Source organism: Novilysobacter longmucuonensis (assembly GCF_046600735.1).
Lineage (GTDB): Bacteria > Pseudomonadota > Gammaproteobacteria > Xanthomonadales > Xanthomonadaceae > Novilysobacter_A > Novilysobacter_A longmucuonensis.
Map to the genome: position 1 here is coordinate 83,368 of NZ_JBJMAW010000007.1, position 20,446 is coordinate 103,813.

18 protein-coding genes are annotated in these 20,446 nt (G+C 69.5%); 7 read left to right on the forward strand and 11 right to left on the reverse strand.

Annotated features, from left to right (window positions below; genetic code table 11):
* Positions 1-133: 133 nt before the first annotated feature.
* The 3 genes from ACJQWM_RS08815 to ACJQWM_RS08825 all read right to left on the reverse strand — a co-directional run bounded on the left by ACJQWM_RS08815 (position 134) and on the right by ACJQWM_RS08825 (position 2,587).
* A complete protein-coding gene (locus tag ACJQWM_RS08815) occupies positions 134-949 on the reverse strand; it encodes an SDR family oxidoreductase (protein WP_332705803.1) in 816 nt (271 codons plus the stop codon).
* A gap of 78 nt (positions 950-1,027) precedes the next feature.
* Complete coding sequence (locus ACJQWM_RS08820; protein ID WP_411306769.1) at positions 1,028-1,210, reverse strand: hypothetical protein; 183 nt, start codon at positions 1,208-1,210, stop codon at positions 1,028-1,030.
* A gap of 90 nt (positions 1,211-1,300) precedes the next feature.
* On the reverse strand, positions 1,301-2,587 hold the full coding sequence (locus tag ACJQWM_RS08825; protein ID WP_332705800.1) for a TIGR03862 family flavoprotein: 1,287 nt from the start codon (positions 2,585-2,587) through the stop codon (positions 1,301-1,303).
* Between the two features lie 315 nt (positions 2,588-2,902).
* Here ACJQWM_RS08825 and ACJQWM_RS08830 point away from each other — a divergent pair, with 315 nt between their 5' ends.
* From ACJQWM_RS08830 to ACJQWM_RS08840, 3 genes are all read left to right on the forward strand, one after another.
* Positions 2,903-3,979 (forward strand): GGDEF domain-containing protein, encoded by a 1,077-nt coding sequence (locus tag ACJQWM_RS08830; RefSeq protein WP_332705797.1) that lies wholly within the window; start codon positions 2,903-2,905, stop codon positions 3,977-3,979.
* A 258-nt stretch (positions 3,980-4,237) separates the two neighbouring features.
* Complete coding sequence (locus ACJQWM_RS08835; protein WP_332705794.1) at positions 4,238-5,869, forward strand: serine hydrolase; 1,632 nt, start codon at positions 4,238-4,240, stop codon at positions 5,867-5,869.
* 139 nt (positions 5,870-6,008) lie between these two features.
* Complete coding sequence (locus ACJQWM_RS08840) at positions 6,009-7,259, forward strand: threonine synthase (RefSeq protein WP_332705791.1); 1,251 nt, start codon at positions 6,009-6,011, stop codon at positions 7,257-7,259.
* Between the two features lie 19 nt (positions 7,260-7,278).
* On the opposite strand, the gene ACJQWM_RS08845 is transcribed toward ACJQWM_RS08840, so the two are convergent.
* From ACJQWM_RS08845 to ACJQWM_RS08865, 5 genes are all read right to left on the reverse strand, one after another.
* A complete protein-coding gene (locus tag ACJQWM_RS08845; protein WP_411306770.1) occupies positions 7,279-10,308 on the reverse strand; it encodes a diguanylate cyclase domain-containing protein in 3,030 nt (1,009 codons plus the stop codon).
* Positions 10,309-10,472: 164 nt separating this feature from the next.
* Positions 10,473-11,540 carry an ABC transporter ATP-binding protein gene (locus ACJQWM_RS08850; RefSeq protein ID WP_332704004.1) on the reverse strand — a complete coding sequence of 356 codons (1,068 nt, stop codon included), beginning with the start codon at positions 11,538-11,540 and terminating at the stop codon, positions 10,473-10,475.
* Entirely contained in the window at positions 11,530-13,185 is a 1,656-nt protein-coding gene (locus ACJQWM_RS08855; protein WP_411306771.1) for an ABC transporter permease, read from the reverse strand. Before ACJQWM_RS08855 ends, ACJQWM_RS08850 begins: the two co-directional genes overlap by 11 nt.
* Complete coding sequence (locus ACJQWM_RS08860; protein ID WP_332704000.1) at positions 13,169-14,233, reverse strand: extracellular solute-binding protein; 1,065 nt, start codon at positions 14,231-14,233, stop codon at positions 13,169-13,171. The genes ACJQWM_RS08855 and ACJQWM_RS08860 overlap by 17 nt, the downstream gene beginning before the upstream one ends.
* A 159-nt stretch (positions 14,234-14,392) precedes the next feature.
* Entirely contained in the window at positions 14,393-14,833 is a 441-nt protein-coding gene (locus ACJQWM_RS08865) for an FKBP-type peptidyl-prolyl cis-trans isomerase (RefSeq protein ID WP_332703998.1), read from the reverse strand.
* 162 nt (positions 14,834-14,995) lie between these two features.
* Between ACJQWM_RS08865 and ACJQWM_RS08870 the strand changes: the two genes are divergently transcribed.
* Both ACJQWM_RS08870 and ACJQWM_RS08875 read left to right on the forward strand, forming a co-directional pair.
* A complete protein-coding gene (locus ACJQWM_RS08870) occupies positions 14,996-15,148 on the forward strand; it encodes a hypothetical protein (RefSeq protein WP_332703996.1) in 153 nt (50 codons plus the stop codon).
* A 131-nt stretch (positions 15,149-15,279) separates the two neighbouring features.
* Complete coding sequence (locus tag ACJQWM_RS08875) at positions 15,280-15,777, forward strand: pyridoxamine 5'-phosphate oxidase family protein (protein ID WP_332703994.1); 498 nt, start codon at positions 15,280-15,282, stop codon at positions 15,775-15,777.
* 107 nt (positions 15,778-15,884) lie between these two features.
* Here ACJQWM_RS08875 and ACJQWM_RS08880 read toward each other — a convergent pair whose 3' ends face one another.
* Together ACJQWM_RS08880 and ACJQWM_RS08885 are read right to left on the reverse strand one after the other, a co-directional pair.
* Complete coding sequence (locus ACJQWM_RS08880) at positions 15,885-17,084, reverse strand: BaiN/RdsA family NAD(P)/FAD-dependent oxidoreductase (protein WP_332704012.1); 1,200 nt, start codon at positions 17,082-17,084, stop codon at positions 15,885-15,887.
* A gap of 46 nt (positions 17,085-17,130) precedes the next feature.
* The gene (locus ACJQWM_RS08885; protein ID WP_332703992.1) at positions 17,131-17,682 is read right to left on the reverse strand and encodes a YaeQ family protein; all 552 of its coding nucleotides are present in this window, start codon (positions 17,680-17,682) and stop codon (positions 17,131-17,133) included.
* 285 nt (positions 17,683-17,967) lie between these two features.
* On the opposite strand from ACJQWM_RS08885, the gene ACJQWM_RS08890 reads away from it, so the two are divergent.
* Complete coding sequence (locus ACJQWM_RS08890; protein ID WP_332703991.1) at positions 17,968-18,411, forward strand: hypothetical protein; 444 nt, start codon at positions 17,968-17,970, stop codon at positions 18,409-18,411.
* A 59-nt stretch (positions 18,412-18,470) separates the two neighbouring features.
* Here the strand turns inward: ACJQWM_RS08890 and ACJQWM_RS08895 are convergent, their stop codons facing one another.
* Positions 18,471-19,142, reverse strand: coding sequence for a response regulator transcription factor (locus tag ACJQWM_RS08895; protein ID WP_332703989.1), 672 nt, complete (start codon positions 19,140-19,142; stop codon positions 18,471-18,473).
* Positions 19,143-19,560: 418 nt separating this feature from the next.
* Here ACJQWM_RS08895 and ACJQWM_RS08900 point away from each other — a divergent pair, with 418 nt between their 5' ends.
* Positions 19,561-20,445: a pseudouridine synthase gene (locus ACJQWM_RS08900; RefSeq protein WP_332703987.1), complete on the forward strand. Its 885-nt coding sequence runs from the start codon at positions 19,561-19,563 to the stop codon at positions 20,443-20,445.
* Position 20,446: the final 1 nt, after the last annotated feature.

Sequence of the window (20,446 nt, forward strand, 5' to 3'; positions counted from 1 at the left end):
CCTCCCCCAGCCCGTCTTTTCCAAGAGGGGAGCAGATCGACCCGGCTCGCAAAAACGCTAGAGCCGAGCTTGCTCGGCTGCACGAGCGCCCGGAGAAAAGCAGCGGAGCAAGCTCCGCTCTACGCTTCGGGTATCAGGCGTACTGCATCTTGCGCGCCATGCCGCCGTCGGCGATGAAATCCTGCCCGGTGACGAAGCCCGACCCGGGCGATAGCAGGTAGAGCGCCAGCGCGCCGATGTCGCCGGGCGTGCCGACGCGTCCGACCGGGTGCTGCGCATGATCGACCTTGCGCAATTTCGGCCGCTTTCGCTCCCCGGGCTTGCCCCAGGCGTCGGTGGGGACCCAGCCGGGACTGATGCAGTTCACCCGCACCGCCGGCCCGGCGCTGATCGCCAGTGCATGGGTGAACGCGACCAGCCCGCCCTTGGCGGCGGCATAGGCCTCGGTGTCGGGTTCGGACTGGCGCGCGCGGGTCGAGGCGATATTGACGATCGCGCTGGCGGTCTCGCTGGTCGCTGCCTCGTGCAGGGCTGCGAGTGCATGCTTGCTGCACAGGAAGGCGCCGCCGAGGCTGGTCGCCAGCCAGCGGTTCCAGTCGACCAGCGCGAGCTCCTGCAAGGGTCCGCTGTGCGGGTCGGGGATGCCTGCGTTGTTGACCAGTCCGTCGATGCGGCCGAAATGCTTCAGCGCGGCCTGGGTGAAGCGGCGCACGTCGGGTTCGCGGGTGACGTCGAGCTTGTGGAAACGCGCGCGCTCGCCGACCTGCCACTCCTCCAGGCAGGCCTGGCCGGCGTCGACATCGAGATCGCCGATCAGCACCCGTCCGCCGGCACCGAGCACCGCCTGCGCGATACCGCGGCCGATGCCCTGGGCGCTGCCGGTGACGAGCACGACCCGGTCCTGCATGGGCGTGGCGGGGTGGGGCGTGATGGGCGGGGGCAGTCGCATGGGGTCTCCGTGGTGGCCGAACATTCCGCGCGAGCATGCCGATGCGTGCGTCAAGGCGCGGCGAGTAGCGCGGTCACGTCACGGCGGCGCCGTGTCATTTCCGCCTTCGCCGGCAAAGACAAGCGACACACCCCACTCTGTAGGAGCGGCCCATGGCGCGAGCTCTTCGCTCAGGTCGCGGAACAGCCTGGCCCGATGCAGCAGGACCCCAGCGGCACGATTGCGGTTCGCTGGCCTCGGGTCGAAAGGCATCGCGGCCATGGGCCGCTCCTACAGGGGTGACGTGGTCCCGAGGAGCGGAGCAAGCTCCGCTCTACGCCGGCGCGGCTGGAGCTGGAAGGAAACGGGCGTTCACCCGAAAGCCGCGTACGGCTCCCCGGCGCGGCGTCGCAGCCACGCCACCGCCCCAAGTCCCGCACGGCGGCCACTGGCGAAGCACGCGGTCAGCAGATAGCCGCCGGTCGGCGCCTCCCAGTCCAGCATCTCGCCGGCGCAGAACACGCCAGGCGGCAGGCCGGTCGCGGCGGCATCGAGCATCAAGGCCTCATCCAGCGCCTCCAGCCGGACACCGCCGGCACTGCTGATCGCCTCGGCCAGCGGGCGCGCGCGCTGCAATACCAGCGGCAGCCGTTTGATGGTGCTTGCGAGTTGCTCGGTGTCCTCGCGCTGTGGGCTGGCCAGCACCTCGTACAGCAGCGCGGCCTTGGCCCCGGTGAGGCCGGCGTGGCGGCGCAGGTGCTCGCTGAGGCTGCGGCCGGCGCGGGGCCGGCCAAGGTCCCGCCGCAGCCGGGCCAGGTCCCGGCCCGGTGTCAGGTCGAGCTGCAGCGTCGCGTGGCCGTCGCGGTCGATCCTGTCGCGCAGGGCCGCGGACAGCGCGTAGACCAGGCTGCCCTCGATGCCGGTGGCGGTGACCACGCATTCGCCCTGCAGCGACTGCTCGTCCCCGGCGGCATCGTGCCAGTGCGCGATGACCGGCTTGAGCGGCGCGCCGGCATGACGGCTGGCGAAGTGCGTGCTCCAGTCGATGTCGAAGCCGCAGTTGGACGGCCGCAGCGGCGCCACATCGACGCCGTGTCGGGCCAGCCAGTGTTGCCAGGCGCCGTCGGACCCCAGCTCCGGCCAGCTGCCGCCGCCGAGCGCGAGCACCACCGCGTCGCCGCGCACCTGCAGCTCGCCGCCGGGCGTGTCGAAGCGCAGCCCGTCAGCCTCGTTCCAGCCGATGCAGCGGTGCTGTACGTGGAAGCGGACGCCGGACTCGCGCAGCCGCCGCACCCAGCCGCGCAGCAGCGGCGCGGCCTTGCGGTCCAGCGGAAACACCCTGCCGGAGCTGCCGACGTAGCTGTCCACGCCCAGCCCGCGCGCCCACTCGCGCAATGCGGCCGCGTGAAAGTCGTCCAGCCAGCGGCCCACCGCTTCTTGCCGCTCGAAATAGCGCGCGTCGAAGCCGGGGCGCGGTTCGCCGTGGGTCAGGTTGAGCCCGCCCTTGCCGGCGATCAGGAACTTGCGCCCGACCGAGCCCTTGGCCTCGTACAGGTCGACCTCGACCCCGGCTGCGCGGGCGACCTCGGCGGCCATCAGCCCGGCCGGGCCGCCGCCGACCACGACCAGGCGCGGAGCAGATGTGGGTTCAGCGGGCATGTCGGGGGAGGGGCTGCGGCGTGGCCGCCATTATGCCGGCGGCCGTGCCGCGTGACCGGGCGCACGTTCTGCCGGACCAGTGGCGCCCGCGCGGCCGATGCTCGATTCGGATCGCGATTGTGTCTCAAGTTCACGCCGCGAAGGCCGCTATCCTGTCGGAGCGGGAACTCGCGTGGGCGGGCCCGATTTTTCCGGCGCGGCGCACGCGCGCCGGCTCCTCCAGTCCGGCTCGTGGCCGCACGGTGACCGATGTCTGCTTCAGGAATTCGACGACGCTCGTCGGAGCGCGCTTGGCTGCAACGGCTCGAAAGCCGTTTGCGCCGACTGACGCGCAGCCCTCTGGCGGCCCTGAGTCCCGAGCAGCGCGCCCAGCTGATCGCGGTCCAGGTCGATGCCTCGCGCCCGGCCTATTCGGGCGTGCTGCTGGGCGGCGCCTGCCTGGTGCTGATCCTGGCCTTGTGCGAGGGCTTGGGTTGGGTCCCGCGGATCGGTTATCCGCTGCCGGTGATGGCCGGCGGCGGCGTGCTGATGGTGGCCCTGGCGGTGGCGGCGCTGCGGGTGGAACAACTGGGGCCGCGCTGGCTGATGGTATCCATCTACGGGCTGGGCCTGGCAGCGCTGATATCGATGCCGATCGATGGCGAGACCAACCAGTTGCTGCTGCGCACCGGACTGTTCAACCTGGTGCCGATCGCGGCGCTGGCGCTGACGGTGCGCAGTTCCTCGGCCATCGGGCTGGTGTCGGTCTTTATCCTGGTCGGCGCGGCGCGGATCTGGATCTACGGTGTTCCGGTGACCGGCGGCGCCATGTACTGGCTGTTCACCTGCACCTCGGTCGCGTTCGGCTTGATGCTGCGCAGCTACCGGATGTCGTTTGCGGTGCATGCGTTCACCGCCAGCCATGCGCTGTGGCGGCAGGCCAGCACCGACGAACTGACCGGGCTGCTCAACCGGACCGGCTGGAACGCCGCGGCGATCGAACTGGTCGCCCGCGCCGGTGAGCGCGGCCAGCAGCTGAGTGCGGTGTTCTTCGACATCGACCGCTTCAAGCGCGTCAACGACACCCACGGTCACGCGATCGGCGACGAGATACTCCGGCACCTGGGCGGGGTCATCACCCACCAACTGCCGCGTGACAGCGTGGCGGCCCGGTTCGGCGGCGAGGAGTTCGTGGCGCTGCTGGCCACCGGCGACAGCGATGATGCCGTCGAGTACGCGCACGACGTGCGCCGGGCGTTTGCCGCGGCGGTGGCGACCTACCGCTGCGGCGTCAGCGCCGGCATCGCACACCAGCATCCGGGAGAAACCCTGAGCGAGTTGCTGAAACGCGCCGATCGCGGCTTGTACGCCGCCAAGGCCGAGGGGCGCGACCGGGTATCGGTGACCGCGTGACAGTCGCGGCGGGTGTTCACTCGGCCGGCTCGAAACGCGATGCGTCGCTGAGCAGCCAGGCAAGCGCCGATTCACGGTCATGAAGCGCTTGAAGGGATAGCGCCGCGCATGTGCGGTGGGCCGCGCCCCCTTGCGCGGTGTTTCGCTCGCCGATGCGTGGGCCTCTTGAGCGGTGGCCGCACGCAAGCGTGCGGATCGCGCCGGTGCGCGACCGTGCTCGGGTATCGTCGGCAGCTTCGATCCTGTGGAGACTGCTGCATGCGCATCCGTACGCTCGCCGCCTCGGCGATCCTGGTCCTCGGCGCCGGCCTGTGCGGCGCCGGCGTGGCGGCGCCGGCGGCGCCGACGCCCGGTGCCGTGGCATTGCCGGCGCCGCTGCGGGACTTCGATGCGTATGTCGATGGCGTGCGCGAGCAGTTCCAGGTGCCCGGCATCGCGGTGGCGATCGTCAAGGACGGCGAGGTGGTACTGCAGCGCGGCTTCGGCGTGCGCGAGATCGGCGGCGATGCGCCGGTCGATCAGCACACGCTGTTTGCGATCGCGTCGCTGACCAAGGCGTTCACCAGCGCCTCGCTGTCGATGCTGGCCGACGACGGCAAGCTCGAGCTCGACGACCGCGTGATCGACCACCTGCCGTGGTTCCGCATGGCCGATGCGTATGTCACCGGCGAGATGCGCATCCGCGATTTGCTGGTGCACCGCAGCGGCCTGGCGCTCGGCGCCGGCGACCTGCTGTACTGGCCAGGCACCGACTACAGCACCGAGGAGGTCGCGCGCCGGCTCAAGCACGTGCCGCTGAGCGGGCAATTCCGCGGCCAGTACGCCTACGACAACATCCTCTACGGCGTCGCCCAATTGGTGATCGAGGCGGCCAGCGGGATGCCGTATGAGGCTTTCCTGCGCAGGCGGATATTCCAGCCGCTCGGCATGCAGGACACCCGCTTCAACAGCGATGCGCTGTTGCCGGGCGACAATGTCGCCAGTGGTCATTCACGCGCCGACTTCACCGAGCTGCAGCCGGCGCCGCGCATGAGCTGGGCCAATGTCTCCGGCGCCGGCGGGCTGTATTCGAGCGTGCACGACATGAGCCGCTGGATGCGCGTGCAGCTCGGCGAGGGCGTCATCGCGCCCGCCCAGGGTGGTGCGGAGGCGCAGCGCTTGTTCAGCGAAAATCGGCACAAGGCGATGTGGTCGATGGTCACGCCGATCCCGATCCGCGAGCCGTCGGTGCCGGAACTGGCGCCGGTGCAGCCGGATTTCCTCGGCTACGCCGAAGGCTGGCAGGTGTCGGACTACCGCGGCGAGAAACTGGTATGGCATACCGGCGGCTGGCCCGGGATGGTGTCGCGGCTGACCCTGGTGCCGGAGCACGAGCTCGGCGTGATCGTGCTGACCAGCGCCGAGCTCGGCGGCGCATTCAATGCGGTGACCATGCGTGTGCTCGATGCCTACCTGGGTGCGCCGAAAACCGACTGGACCGCCGCGTATGCCGCGGCGTTGGCCAAGGCGCAGGACAAGGCCGCCGCGGATTGGGCCGAGCACCAGGCGGCCCGCGACAGACGCTCGCGGCCGTCGCTGCCACTCGCCGAATACGCAGGCACCTATCGCGATCCGTGGTACGGCGACGTGCTGATCAGCCACGACGATGCCGGGCTCGCGGTCAGTTTCGCGCGCACGCCGCAGCTGGCCGGCACCCTGTCGCACTGGCAGCACAATACCTTCGTGGTGCGCTGGAACGAGCGTTGGCTCAATGCCGATGCGTTCCTGAGCTTCTCGCTCACGCCCGATGGCGAGATCCGCGAGGCGCGGATGGAGGCGATCTCGCCACTGACCGATTTCAGCTTCGACTTCCATCACCTGCGGCTGGCGCCGCTTGGCGAGGACGAATAACTAGCCGCATGTGACACGAAAACCTGCCCTGTAGGAGCGGCTTCAGCCGCGATTGGCAACCGGCGTGCACGTCCGGACCGCGATCGCGGCTGAAGCCGCTCCTACGGCAAACCGTTTACGCACTGAAAGGAGTACCCCGATGTCCTACGTCCGCTGCCTACGCGGCCTTGCCTCCGGTGTCGAATACGACGCCGACGTCCCGATGAACCTCGATCCGGTCGACGGTCGCCCGGTCGAGATGGTGCTCGATCTGGAGCGCCTCGCCGCCGAGCAGCCCGACGCGGCCTGGTATGACCCCACTCGCCGCGACATGTGGCGCTTCGGCGGACTGATGGCGCTGGACGTCCGGCAGCCCGACGACGCCCGCCACATCGTCGCGCTCGGCGAGGGCGCCACGCCGCTGCTGGACTACGCGCACCATCGCGTCGCCCACGCCGCCGGCATCGCGCTGCAGGTCAAGGAGGAGGGCAAGGCCCACCCCGGTTTCGGCGCCAACCCGACCCAGAGCTTCAAGGACCGCGGCATGGCGATGGTGGTCGCGCAGGCGCGGCGGCTCGGCCTGGGCAAGCTCGCGGTGCCGACCCAGGGCAATGCCGGCGACTCGCTGACCCGCTATGCGCTGGCCGGCGGGCTGTCGGTGGTGGTGGCGATGCCGGACGACACCCCAATGCCGATCCAGGGCAACGTCGCCGCCGCGGCGCACCGCCATCCCGGGCGCGTGCAACTGGAGCTGGCCGGGCCGACCATCCGCGAATCGGGCGCGCTGCTGAAGGAGCGCTACATCCCGCAGGGGTACTTTTCGGTTGCGACGTTCCAGGAGCCGGGCTGGCGGATCGACGGCAAGAAGTCGCTCGGCCTGGAACTAGCCGAACCCTCCCCCGGCAACACGCGCTGGTCGCTGCCCGATGCGGTGATCTATCCCACCGGCGGCGGCACCGGCGTGCTGGGCATGTGGAAGGCCTGGGACGAGCTGGAAGCGCTGGGCCTGATCGGGTCGCAACGGCCGCGGATGCTGTGCGTACAGAGCGAGGCCACCGCGCCGCTGGTGCGTGCCTTCGACGGTGGCGCGGCCGACACCACCGCGGTGGATGCCGGGCAGACGCTGGCGACCGGCCTCAACGTGCCGGGCGGGGTCGGGCATTTCCGCGTGCTGGAGATCATCCGCGCCAGCGGCGGCGCGGCGGTGGCGGTGAGCGAGGCGGACATCGCGGCCGAACTTTCACGCGTCTGGCGCGACACACGCTGGTGGATCAGTCCTGAAGGCGCGGCCTGCCTGGCCGCGCTGCCGCAGTTGCTCGACCGCGGGCTGGTCAAGCGCGGCCAGCGGGTGGTGGCGGTCAACACCGGCTCGGCGGAGAAGTACCTGCCGGCGCTGCGTCACCTGTTGTAGGCGGCACAGCACCAGCGCCCTAGCTGCACGACCCGGTTTGCTCAAGGTCCGCCGGATCGTCGCTCTTGGCCCCACCTTGCACCTGCGCGTCGCCGACCACGCGATTGCGGCCGGTGCGCTTGGCCTGGTACAGGTGGCGGTCGGCGCGGTTGATGATCTCGTCGTGCGACAGGTCGACCCGCGGGAACAACGTGCACACCCCGGCGCTGATGGTGACCTGCTTCATCGTGCTTGCGAACGCGTGCGGGATCGCCAGCGCCTCGATGTCGCCGCGCAACCGCTCGGCCACGCCCGCCGCGCCGGCCGCATCGGTGTCGGGCAGCAGGATCACGAACTCCTCGCCGCCGTAACGCGCGGCCAGGTCGCCAGTGCGGGCCGCGCCCTGCTGCAGGGCATCGGCAACCTGGCGCAGGCATTCGTCGCCCTTCTGGTGCCCGTAGTTGTCGTTGAAGCGCTTGAAGTCGTCGATGTCGATCATCACCACCGACAACGGCCGGTCCTGCCGCGCCGCGCGGTTCCACTCCTCTGCGAGCTTGTCGTCGAAGGTGCGCCGGTTGGCGATGCCGGTCACCGAGTCCAGTGACGAGATCCGCTGCAGCAGCGCGTTGGCCGCGGCCAACTCGCGGGTGCGCTCCTCCACGGTCGCCGACAGCAGGCGCTCACGGGCACGCAGGCTTCGCATGCGCAGGCGGTACAGCGCCACCACCAGCAGCGACAACGCGCCCAGGCACAGCGCGTAGAACCACGCGGTGCGGTAGAACACCGGCGCCAGTCTGAAGCCCACCGCAGCGCCTTGTTCGTTCCAGACCCCATCGTTGTTGCTGGCGATCACCTCGAACCGGTAGCTGCCGGGCGGCACATTGGTGTAATAGGCGCTGCGGCGGGGTCCGGCATCCACCCAGCCGTTGTCGAAACCTTCGAGCCGATACCTGAAGCGCACCTGGTCCTGCGCCACCAGGCTTAGTGCGGTGTAGTGGAATTCGAAATTGCCGTCGCCGGGCGGCAGCTCGATCTCCACCGCAGGGTGCGCAGCCGGGCCTTGCCCGGACGCAAATTTGATCTGCCGGCCGTCGGCCAACACCTGTTCGATGTGGACCGGCGGGGCCAACGGGTTGGTTGGAATCGACGCGGGATCGACCGCCACCACTCCGGCGTCACTGGCGAACCACAGTCGCCCGTCGGTGGCCCGCCACCCGGCCGGTTGCGAGCCGCCGTTGAATCCGCCGCGCAGCCCGTCGGCCTCGTCGTAGGCAGTGCTCGCGATGCGGTCGATGCGGCCGCCGGCGAACGCATCCAGCTGCGCCTTCGCCACGCGCAGCAATTGGCTCGGATGGCTCAGCCACAGGTCGCGGCCGTCATCGAGGATCTGGTACACGGCCGCCTTGTCCAGCCCGCCTGGGCGGGCGAACGAAAACAACCGCCCGTCGCGGTAGCGGCTCAGCCCGCCATCCTTGCTGCCGATCCAGACCGTGCCCTGCGCATCCTCGTGCAGCGCATAGACGAAGTCGCCGGCCAGGCCGTCCGCGACCGTCCAGGTGGTGAGCTCGCCGTCGGCGATGCGCACCAGTCCGGCGCCGTTGGTACCGACCCACAGGGCGCCATCGCGGCCCGGCAGCAGGCTGCGTACGCCGTGGCCGATTGCCTCGTGGTCGGCTGCGACCGGGCTGAAGCGGCCGTCCGTCAGCCGTCTCAGGCCTTCGGAGCTGCCGACCCAGGCGCCGCCCTCGCGGTCCTCGGCAATGGCATATACCAGCCCGCGGATGCCCTGCTCCGGGCCGAAGGTCTCGAACACACCGTCGCGCCAGAGGCTCACGCCGGCGCCGATCGTGCCGACCCACAGGCCGTCATCGTGGCCACCCACGCCACGGCCGGCCAGCGACACGGCGTTGTCGCTGGCCAGTCCGTCGTCGGCCCGCAACGCGCTGAAGCGGCCGTCGCGAAACCGGTTCAGGCCGCCGCCTTCGGTGGCGATCCACAGGTCCTGGTCGGCATCCTCGTACACCCCGTAGACTCGATCGTGCGACAGGCCCTCGGCGGTGGAGTAGTGGGTCAGCTTTCCGTTGTGGAACCGCTCCAGGCCGCCGGCGGTGCCGACCCAGAGGTTGCCTTCGCGGTCCTGCAACAGCGCCAGCACCAGGTCGTCGGTGAGCCCCTGCGGCCGGGCGAAGGTGCTGAAGTGCCGGTCGTGCAGGCGCATCAGTCCACCGTCGTAAGTCGCGATCCAAAGGCTGCCACTGCTGTCCCTCAGCAGGCTCACAAGCCGGTCGTGGCCGCTGCCGTTGCCGGCGAGGTACCGCGAGAAACGCCCCTCGCTCAGACGCGCCAGGCCGCCGCCGTAGGTCGCGGCCCAGATCGTGCCGTCGTCGTCCTGATGCAAATCGAGGACCAGGTCGCTGCCGAGCCCGTCCTCGGCGCGGTAGGTGGTGAATTCGCCGTCGCGCAGGCGGCTCAGTCCGCCGCCGTAGGTGCCGATCCAGACCGTGCCGTCGCGGTCCTCGATCACCGGGAATACCCGGTCCCCGGCCAGGCCGTCCTCGGTGGTGTAGCTGGTGAAGGTCCCGTCCTGGAGCCGCGACACCCCGCCGCCGGTACCGATCCACAACGCGCCGTCTCGCACCTCCGAGATCGCGTAGACGATGTCGTGGACCAGCCCGTCAGCGGTGGTGTAGCGCGTGAACTGCCCGTCGCGCAGTCGGGTCAGGCCGCCGCCGTAGGTGCCGATCCACAGGCTTCCCTCGCGATCCACGTGCAGCGCGCGGATGTCGTCGTTGCCGATCTGCGGATGGTCGCTGGACTGGAATCGGGTGAACCGGACCCCGTCGAAGCGGGCCAGCCCCGCACCGGTTCCGAGCCACAGATAGCCGTCCGGGGTCTGAGCGATCGCGGCGACGCGGCGGTCGGGCAGGCCTTGCTTGGTGTCCCAGACGTCGTGGACCAGCTGGGTGATCGCCTTGTCCGGATCCAGCGTCACCGCGGGCACGGTGGGGCGGGCGGCGGCGGGTGCGGCGCTTACCAGCAGGCCGGCGGCCAGCAGCAAGCCGGCCGCCACGCGCGCCCAGCCTGCGCCCGCTGGCCGCGCCCGGATGCCGCGCGGCGAGCCAGCACCTCGTGCTGCACGAGCGGCGTTGATGGAATCTGGTGGCTGCAAATCGGTTCCCCCGGGGCATATTACGGCGTCCGGCAGGAATCCTTGAGCGTGGTCGCGCCAGCCGGTCAGCTGCCGCGGGTCGCTCCGGCGTCGCCGTCGGCACGTGCGAATACGATTACGTGTTCCAGGTCCAGCCGGATGCCGATGCGCTGGCCGATAGCGTGGTCGTGGTGCGAGGGCACCAGCGACTGCACCAGGTGGCCGCTGTCGAGGCGCAGCGTGTACAGGAACTGGGCGCCGCGGAAATGGCGGTGCACGATCTGCGCCTGCACCGGCGCATCGTCGTCGTGGATCACGTCGTCGGGGCGCAGCAACACTTCAACCTGCGAACCCAGCGCCTCCGCCAGGTTGCGTGCGGTGGCCTCGCCGAACGCGGTGGCGATGCGGCCCTCGCCGAGGATGTTGGCCGGCAGGAACGCGCCCTCGCCGACGAAATCGGCGACGAAGCGGCTCGCCGGGCGGTGGTAGAGGTCATAGGCGCGGGCCCATTGCTGCAGCCGGCCGTCGCCGATCACGCCGATGCGGTCGGCCATCGCGAACGCTTCGATCTGCGAGTGGGTGACCAGCAGAGCGCCGACGCCGGCGTGCTTGAGCGCGGCCCGCACGTCGAGCGCCAGGCGCTCGCGCAGGTCCGGGTCGAGGCTGGAGAACGGCTCGTCGAGCAGCACCAGTCGCGGCTGCGGCGCCAGCGCGCGGGCCAGGGCGACGCGCTGCTGCTGACCGCCGGACAGCTCGTGTGGATGTCGTTGCGCGGTATCGGCCAGCCCGACCAGTTCCAGCATCTCGCGGGCGCGTGCATCGGCCTGCCTGCGCGGCTGGCGGAACAGGCCGAAGCGCACGTTGTCCAGAACGCTCAGGTGCGGCAACAACGCGTGGTCCTGGAACACCATGCCGATCTGGCGCCGCTCTGGTGACACCTGCACGCCGTCGCCGGTGAGCACCTGGCCGTCGGCACGGATGCTGCCGCGCTGCAGCGGCTCGAAGCCGGCGATTGCGCGCAGCAGGGTGGTCTTGCCGGCGGCCGAGGGGCCCAGCAGGCAGCCGATGTCGCCGCCCTCCAGGGTGAAGGACACGCCCTCGAGCACCGTGCGCGGGCCGTAGCCGACCGCCGCGTTGTCCACCTCAAGCCGCATTGCGCCCCCGCTTTTCAACAGACGTGTGTCGGGTCAACAGGATCACCGGCACCACCCCGGCCAGCACGATCGCCAGCGCCGGCAACGCCGCGCGCGCGTACTCGCCCTCGTTGGTCAATTCGAACACGCGCGTGGCCAGTGTGTCCCAGCCGAACGGGCGCATCATCAGGGTGATCGGCATCTCCTTCATCACATCGACGAACACCAGCAGCGCGGCGGTGGCGAAACTGCCGCGCAGCAGCGGCCAGTGCACCAGCCGTAATTGCCGGGTGCCGGTCACGCCGAGGCCGCGCGTGGCCTCGAGCAGGCTCGGCTTGATCCGCAACAATCCTCCAGAAACCGGCGCGTGCGCCACCGCCATGAAGCGGATGCCGTAGGCGACCAGCAACAGCAGCAGCCCGCCTTCGAGCACCAGGTCCCAGCCATGCGTGTCCGCCAGCCAGGTGGAGAACTGGGCGACCGGCACGTACAGGCCGATCGCCAGCAGCGCGCCCGGCAGGCCGTAGCCGAACGTCGCCAGCCGCGCGGTCGCAGTGGTCGCCAGGCCGGGGCGCTCGCGTGCGGCCATCGCGATCACGAACGCCGCCGCCGTCACCAGCAACGCCGCAATCGACGCGAGGGTCAGCGCGTTGGTCACGGTCTGGAGATAACGCGCATCCAGGTCGGCCAGGTGCGCGAGCGCATTCCACAGCAGGCGCGACAGCGGCAGCAACAGCGCCAGTGCCAGCACCAGCGTGCAGAAGCCGGTCGCCAGCCAGGCGCGCCGGCCCAGCGGCATGCGCAGCGGATTGCGGTGGCCGAGCGCGGCGAAGGATCGACGCTTGCGCGTGGTCGCCTCGATCGCGACCAGCGCCATCACCACCAGCAGCATCACCGCGGCTATCTGCAGTGCGGTATCGGTCGAGAACAGCGCGAACCACGCCTTGTAGATCGCGGTGGTGAAGGTGTCGTAGTTGAACGCCGCCACGGTGCCGAAGTCGGCCATCGTCTCCATCAGCACCAGCAGCGTGCCGCCGGCGATCCACGGCCGGGCCATCGGCAGGCTGGCGCGGGCGAATGCGCGCCACGGGCCCATGCCGAGCGCACGTGCAGCCTCCAGCGCACGGGCGCCCTGGCTGGCGAACGCCTCGCGCGCGACCAGGTACACGTACGGGTACAGCGCCAGCGTCATCACCGCGATCAGCCCGCCGCGCGAGCGGATTTCCGGCAGCGCCGGCGCACCGACATCGCGCAGCCAGCTGGCGACGGGTCCGGCGTAGTCGAGCAGGTCGATGAAGACCACCGCCAGCACGTAACCCGGCAGGGCCAGCGGCAGCACCAGCAGCCATGCGAATGCTCGCCGGCCCGGGAACTCGCACAGTGCGATCAACGCCGCCAGCGCGGTGCCGAGCACCGAGGTGCCGATGCCGACGCCGAGCAGCAGCCACAGCGTATTGCCGCCGACGTGCGGCAATACGTAATCGGTGAGGTGGGCGAGGGTGGCGGCGTCCGGCCGGGTCAGCGACCCGAGCGTCGCCAGCAGCGGCACCAGGCTGGGCAGCGACAACGCGACCGCGAGCCATACCCACGGCGAGGCCGAAGCGCGCCGTGGGCGGGCGGGCAGCACCCGCAATACCGCGGGAGCGGGCTCAGCGGTAGCCGGCACGGTCCATCAGCTTGACCGCCTCGGCCTGCAGGCGGCCGGCTTCGGACACGTTGATCAGGTCCTGGCGATACTCGCCCCAGCCTTCGACCAGCGGCGCCGCGTCGATCCGCGGGTTGGCCGGGAACTCCATGTTCTCGTTGGCGTACAGGCCCTGGGCCTCGCCGGAGGACAGCCACTCGATGAACGCTTGCGCGCCTTGTGCATTGTCGGCATGCGCGGTCACGCCGGCGCCGGACACGTTGACGTGCGCGCCGCGCCCGCCATCGCCCTGGTTGGGCCAGAACGGCGCCACCGACAGCTCCGGGTTGTCGCGCAGCGCACGGCCGAGGTAATAGCTGTTGACGATGCCGACCGCGCAGCGCCCGGCGTCGATCGCCTCGATCACCGCGGTGTCGTTGGCGAACGGCGGCGCGGCGAGGTTGGCGACCCAGCCCTGGACCACTTCCTCGGTGCGCTCGGCACCGAGCGTGGAGATCATGGTCGCGACCAGGCTCTGGTTGTAGACCGAGTTGCTGGTGCGCAGGCACAGCTTGCCGTTCCACTTCGGATCGGCCAGGTCCTCGTAGGTCGACAGCTCCGAGGCCGGGGTCGCCTCCGGATCGTGGACCAGCGTGCGCGAGCGGACCGACAGGCCGAACCAGCGGTTCTCCGGGTCGCGCAGGTTCTGCGGGATGTTGGTCTGCAGCGCCGCCGAATCGATCGGCTGCAGCAGGCCCAGATTGGCCGCCTGCCACAGGTTGCCGGCATCGACGGTGATGAGCACGTCGGCCGGGGTGCGGCTGCCTTCGGCCTGCAGCCGCTCCATCAGCGGCGGCGCCTTGTCGGTCAGGTACTCGATCTGGACCCCGGTCTTCTCGGTGTAGCGATCGAACAGCGGCTTGACCAGTTGCTCGTTGCGCGAGGTGTAGACGACCAGCTCCTGCGGCGCGGCGCCATCGGACGCTGGGGCGGCGCCCTGCGCCTGCTGGCTGGAGTCCTGGCTGGAGTTCTGGCTAGAACAGGCGGCGAGGCCGATCAGCACAGCGCTGGACAGCAGTAGGGTTCGCACGGGAAACACCTCGGGCAAGTGGCAAATGAGAATCACTATTATCCACGACTGGGCTAGGTAGCGGTAGCCGGGGGCCATGCCTGTCTACAAGTTACCGCCGAGCAGAAGCAAATCCCCTGTGTCCCCGTTTTTTCAAAGGGGGAGAAAGCTCGCTCGCCGTCAGCGCTCTGTGACCTCCAGCAACTCCACCTCGAACACCAGCGACCCGTTCGGCGGGATCACGCCGCCGGCGCCCTTGCGGCCGTAGCCGTACTCCGCCGGGATCATCAGCACTCGCTTGCCGCCCACGCGCATCCCGGCAACGCCCTCGTCCCAACCGCGGATCACGCGTCGGGCGCCGAGCAGGAAGGTGAAAGGCTCGTTGCGATCGACCGAACTGTCGAATTTTTCACCGCGCTGGTCGGCGGCGTTCTCGTCATAGTTCCAGCCGGTGTAGTGCACGGTCACGTCCTGGCCGGGCCTGGCGACGGCGCCGCTGCCGATGCGGGTGTCTATGTGGTGCAGCTCGGCGATGCGGCCGCCTGGTGGCGGGCCGGGGTCGGCGCAGGCGGTGAGCAGGCCCAACAGCCCGCAGAGGGCGAAAAGCGACAAACGCGACATGGCCGGCGCACTCTCGAGAAAGCGGGAGCGTCAGGTTAGCGCAGGCCCTGCGCAACCACCGGTGTTGGCCGCTCACCAGGGACGCAGCCGTGCGGCGGTTTTCGCGCACGTCAGGAGCCAGTGGCATAAGCTCGAGCGGTGGTGTTTCCGGAGAGGCGGCGCATGAGCTGGTTGGGCATCCTGATCGTGGTGGTGGTGGGATATCTCGCGCTGAAGGCCGCCGGCCTGGTGTTGAAGCTGGTGTTATGGGGCGTGGTGCTGCTGGGCTTGTATCTGGTGCTCGCGGCGCTGCTCGGGCTGCCGGCGCCGTTCTAACGCGGCGGCGAGCGGTGGCCACCGTGTCGTTCACCCGCTTTTGCCTGCCGGCGCGGTTAGATCGTGGGCCACCGGGCGCACGACCCAGCGCCTCGCCGACGCAGCTCTCGCAAAGAGAGACGGAGAACGCCATGAACGACCGCGCCGCCAACATCAGGCATCTGGCCGAACTGATCCGCGATGTCGATATCGCGATGCTGACCACCGTCGCGCCCGATGGCCGGCTGGTCAGCCGCCCGCTGGGCACACAGGACGTCGAGTTCGACGGCGACCTGTGGTTTGCCAGCGAGTACGACAGCGGCAAGGCCGCCGAGATCGAGGCCAATCCCCACGTCAATGTCGCCTACGCCTCCAAGGGCAAGAACAGCTACGTCTCCGTCGCCGGTCGCGCCTCGCTGGTGCGCGACCGCGACAGGATCGAGCAGCTGTGGTCGCCGGCGATGAAGCTGTTCTTTCCCAACGGCAAGGACGACCCGAACCTGTGCCTGATCCGGGTCGAGGCCGAGAGCGCCGAGTACTGGGACGGGCCCGGCACGGCCATGGGCAAGGCCCTGTACTTCGCGCTGACCGCGGTGACCAACAACCCGGGCAGCCTGTCGGAGAACGAGCGCATGGACCTGCGGCACTGAGGCCGCGGAGGCCCTGTCGGAGCGGCTTCAGCCGCGATCGAATGCATGGCCGATGTCCGGCTCCGGATCGCGGCTGAAGCCGCTCCTACGAACGTGGGGCTACCGCGTCACACCGCGCCGCCGGCCGCATGCCCCGACGCCCAGGCCCACTGGAAGTTGTAGCCGCCGAGCCAGCCGGTCACATCGACCACCTCGCCGATGAAATACAGCCCCGGCACGCGCCGCGACTGCATGGTGCTCGATGACAGTTCAGCGGTGTCGACCCCGCCCAGGGTGACCTCGGCGGTGCGGTAGCCCTCGGTGCCGCTGGCGACCAGTGGCCAGCGCTGCAGGATCGCGGCGACCTCGCGCAACTGCGGTGCGGTGAACTGCTTCATCGGCCGCGCCGGCTCGACGTGCGGCAGCCACACCTCACACAGGCGCTGCGCGAAGCGCTTGGGCAACAGGTCGCCAAGCACGGTCTTGAGCTCGGCGGCGGGGCGCTCGATGCGCAGCAACTGCAGGGTCTCGAGCGCGTCGCGACCGGGCAGCAGGTCGAGCTGCAGGTCGTCGCCGGGCTGCCAGTACGAGGACACCTGCAGGATCGAAGGCCCGCTGAGGCCGCGATGGGTGACCAGCATCGAATTGCTGAAGCTCTGCCCATTGCATTGCGCGGTGACCGGCAGCGCGATGCCGCTGAGTTCGGCCAGACGCGTCTGGTGCTTGCCGCTGAGAGTCAGCGGCACCAGCCCGGCGCGGGTGGGCAGGACAGCGTGGCCGAACTGCCGGGCGAGCTCGTAGCCGAAGCCGCTGGCGCCCATGCTCGGGATCGACAGCCCGCCGCTGGCGACCACCAGCGCCGGTGCGGAAAACGCGCCGAGCGTGGTGTGCACTGCGAACCCGCCCGCGGGCGCGGCGTCTCCGGCGTCGTGCAGCACCCGCTGGACGCTGCAACTGGTCTCCACCCGCACCCCGGCGGCGGCGCATTCGTCCAGCAGCATCTTCACGATCAACTTGGACGACTCGTCGCAGAACAGTTGCCCGAGCTCCTTCTCGTGGTACGCGATGCGGTGGTGCTCGACCATCTCGATGAAGTGCGTTGGGGTGTAGCGCGCCAGCGCTGACTTGCAGAAGTGCGGGTTGGCCGAGAGGTAGTTGTCCGGTGTGGTGCCGGTGTTGGTGAAATTGCAGCGGCCGCCGCCCGACATCAGGATCTTCTTGCCGATCCGGTTGGCGTGCTCGATCACCAGCACGCGCTTGCCGCGCTGCCCGGCGGTGATCGCGCACATCAGTCCGGCGGCGCCGCCACCGACGACCACCACGTCCATTGCTTGCCTGTCCGCCGGCGGCATGGGCAGCGGTGCGGTCACGCGCTCATGCGTCGGCGGCGGCCATGCGCACGCCCGGCCGCAGCACCACGTTGATGGTGTCGCTCATCAGTTGCGTCTCGCCGTCCTGGATCAGGCAGTTCAGCCGCATGCCGCGCTGGATCAGGGTGACCAGCGCATCGACCACGTCGGTAGGGATGTCGATCACGGTGAGGTTCTTCAGCCGCGACAGCGACGGGGCGATCTTGTCCCACCAGATGTCCGAGCCGCGACCGCCGTAGTTCACCACCACCACCTGCTGGGCGCGGCCGCAGGCCTTCTTGATGCGCGACTCGTCGGGCTGGCCGAGGTCGATCCATTGCTCGACGTCGCCGATGTAGTCGCGGCGCCACAGGTCCGGCTCGTCCTCGCTGCTGAGGCCGCGGCCGAACTCCAGGCGCTCGTCGGCATGCAGCGCGAACGCGATCAGCCGCACCATCAGCCGCTCGTCGGTCTCCGAGGGATGCTGGGCGAGAGTGAGGTTGTGGGTGGCGTAGTAGTGCCGATCCATGTCGCTGATCTGCAGTTCCGCCTTGACCACGGTGGATTTGAGCGCCATGAGGGTGAGGGCCGGCCGGAAAAGGGCCGTTATTCTAACTTCCGCGCAGCCGACGCTCCGGTCAGCGCTCCCGCGGCGTGCGATCGCGGCTGAAGCCGCTCCTACAAGAGCGCCGCGTTTTCCGCGCGTCGCGCAAGCCTCTGAATACCCCTTCCGTGGAATGGTCCCGTGATTTCACCTCTGGCACGGTGCGGGAGGGACAAAAGGAACGCGCGGGCACCGCGTCATGACCAGTGAGTCCCACGCGCACGACATACGTGCATCCCCCTGGACAAGGAGACTGAAATGATCGGGACGAAGAAGTCACTGATGACGGCTGCGCTGGCTATCGGCGCGGCCTTGATTGCCGGCTCTGCCCTCGCGGGCGAGGGTGAACATGATCCGCCGCCGCCTCCGCCGCCGCCTCCGCCCGAGGAACTGCTGTTGTGTCACAACATCGGCGGGCCACGAGACCTGGGCGCCAACTGCGAAGCCACCGGCAACTGCACTTTCATCCTGCAGGACGGGTCAAGAATCATCCTTACCGGCAATCAATTCCTCGGGATCGTGATCGGGGCCAAGAGCGAAAAAGCCATCGCGGCCCACCTGGCCCATGGCGATGGTTGGGCCATCGGTCCGATCTATGATCCACCGCTGCACCTGGCGTCGGTGGTGGGGCCGCATCAGGCATCCAATGTGGAGTGCTTTGCAGAGCGGGAATTCCCGCAGCCGCCGGAGCCGGGCAACTGACCCGCGCAGCGGTGCAGGGAACGCAACAGGGTCTGCCGCTTCATGAGGGGGCAGGCCCTTTACCAGCGCAACCTGGATAGAGAATCACTGGCGCCCGCCGCCTGCAGGATCACCAGCGCGCGGCGGTGCACGCCGAGTTTGGCGAAGACGCTCTTGAGGTGCTTCTTGACGGTGTCTTCCATGATCCCGAGTTCGCGCGCGATTTCCTTGTTGCTGCAGCCCCGTCGCAGCCGCGCAACGACCTGAAACTCCCTTCGCGTGAGCGTGTCCATGGCGTGGGGGCGGTCCGGATCGGATGCCGCGGCTTCCGCAGGAGGCAGTGGCCACGTCGGGTCGGTGACGACATGGGCCAGCAAGCGGCGCGATAGCCACAGCTCGCCCTTGCTGACGGCGCGGATAGCCTTGAGGCAGAGATCGGGCGGGCTGGTGGTCAGCAGCAATCCGTGAAACCGGTTGCGCAACACGTCGGCGACCGCGCTGCGGCAAATCTCTTCCGACACGAGGAGCACGCGCACACGGGGGCAGCGCTGGCGGATCCATTGCAGCGACATCGGATCCAGGCGGTCCAGCAACGCCTTGTCGAGCAGCAGCACCCTGGGTTGGTGGCGCTCCAGGCAGGTCGTCAGGCGGGTCGGGTCCACGACCGGCTCGCCCTGGATCTCGATGCCGGGCCTGGATGCCAGCATGGACCGCCAGGCCGCTTGCAGGGGCTGGCGGTCCAAAGCGGTCATGACCGTTATCGCTGCCGCCGAGACCCCCAACTCCCCGAGCACAAGCGGTGCCGGGTAAGGGGCTGCGTCTGAACGCACAGCGCGGTCTTGTCCTGCGTGTATCGTCATCAACCTGTTCCAGTGAACAGCAACCGGGCTTGTCCTGGTGTCGCACCTCCTGGCGGCGCATGGCGAGCCAGGCGCGCTGACCAGACAGGAACCCCAGGCGCCCCCGAAGGTGCCGTTCCCTGCCCACCACCACTTCCGTACCTCGGGGGAACGCGGGTGCGATCGTCGAGCGGACAAGCCGGTGCTTGATTTCTGCAGTAGCGCAAGCGGGGCGGCCGCTTGGTGCCGGTGCCGCAGCACTTGAATGGCTGCCCGGCACAATCCGGACACCCCAACGGACGCCGCAGGGCAGGACAATTACCCTGTCCGCATGAAACCACCGCCTCCGAACGCCGATGGCATCGCCGCGAGCCGTCTGCAGTTGCCGCCGGGGCCGTGGGCGACGGTGCTGGACGGGCTGTGTGCGCGCTTTCCGGCAATCACGCGGGCGGCGTGGCTGGAGCGGTTTGCGCGCGGGCGAGTGCTCGATGAGGCGGGGCGGCCGATCGAGGCGGATGCGCGTTATCGGGTCGGGGCGGAGGTCTACTACTTCCGCGAGGTCGTGGACGAGCCGCGGATTCCGTTCGCCGAGCGCATCGTCCATGCCGACGCGCACCTCATCGTCGCCGACAAGCCGCACTTCCTGCCGGTAACGCCGGCGGGCGGCTTCGTCGCGGAGACGCTATTGGCACGGCTGGTGCGGCGGCTCGGCAATCCCGATCTGGTGCCGCTGCACCGCATCGATCGCGATACCGCCGGGCTCGTGATGTTTGCCACCGATCCGCGCACGCGCGACCGCTACCAGGCGCTGTTCCGCGAGCGCCGCATCGGCAAGCGCTACGAGGCCATCGCGCCGGCGCTGCCGTTGCTGAGGTTCCCGCTGGTGCGGTGCAGCCGCCTGGTCGCGGGCGAGCCGTTCTTCCGCATGCGTGAGGTCGACGGCGACGCCAACAGCGAGACGCGCGTCGACGTGCTGCAGCGTGGCGGCGCGCTGTGGCGTTATGCGCTGGAGCCGGTGAGTGGGCGCAAGCATCAGTTGCGAGTGCACATGGCCGGGCTGGGGGCACCGATCGCGAACGACGCGTTCTATCCGGAGCTGCGCGAGCGGCAGGCCGATGATTTCGAACGGCCACTGCAGTTGCTGGCGCAGTCGTTGAGGTTCGTCGATCCGCTGAGCGGCCATGAGCGCATGTTCGAGAGTCGGATGGCGCTGTAGG